Annotated in this window: 2 protein-coding genes; both read left to right on the top strand. The window is 46.6% G+C overall.

Annotated features, from left to right (window positions below):
* A partial coding sequence (locus Q4563_RS15955; protein ID WP_303605169.1) for a GNAT family N-acetyltransferase occupies positions 1-219 on the top strand: 219 nt, incomplete at its 5' end.
* Positions 220-308: 89 nt separating this feature from the next.
* Positions 309-479 (top strand): response regulator (locus Q4563_RS15950; RefSeq protein ID WP_442903764.1); only part of this gene is annotated, 171 nt, incomplete at its 3' end.

Raw genomic sequence — 479 nt, 5'->3', positions numbered from 1 at the left:
GGTAAGCAGTTGATGCAGATTATGATAGATTATCTGACCAATCGTGGCGTCTTGCAGATGTTTGGGACTGTACTTCCTCATAATCCTGGTATGTTGAACCTGAATCGGCGCCTTGGTTTTACGCTGCACCATAATCACGAGGAAGGTGTTGTTGAAGTGACAAAAAATCTGAACCCGCTCAAGTACGCCTGGCAGCGCAAGCGTATGTATCCAGCCTGAACACTGATAGAGTCAGGCAATAATAATGTTTCACCTGCGATGATGATTGCTGGTGAGTTAATAAAAAGTGAGGTTAATCTTTGATTTCTGTGTTGGTAGTCGATGATCATGAGCTGGTGCGCTCAGGGATCTCAGCATTGCTGGCTGACGCAAACGGAATTGAGGTCGTAGGGCAGGCTGAAAGTGGCGAACAAGCCATCAAATTTGCCAGAGAGCACGAGCCGGACGTTATTCTGATGGATATTCAGATGCCCGGAATA

Source organism: Gilvimarinus sp. 1_MG-2023, from assembly GCF_030548285.1.
Note: the sequence above shows the minus strand (reverse complement) of the source record. Positions and strands in the feature narration are given on the sequence as shown.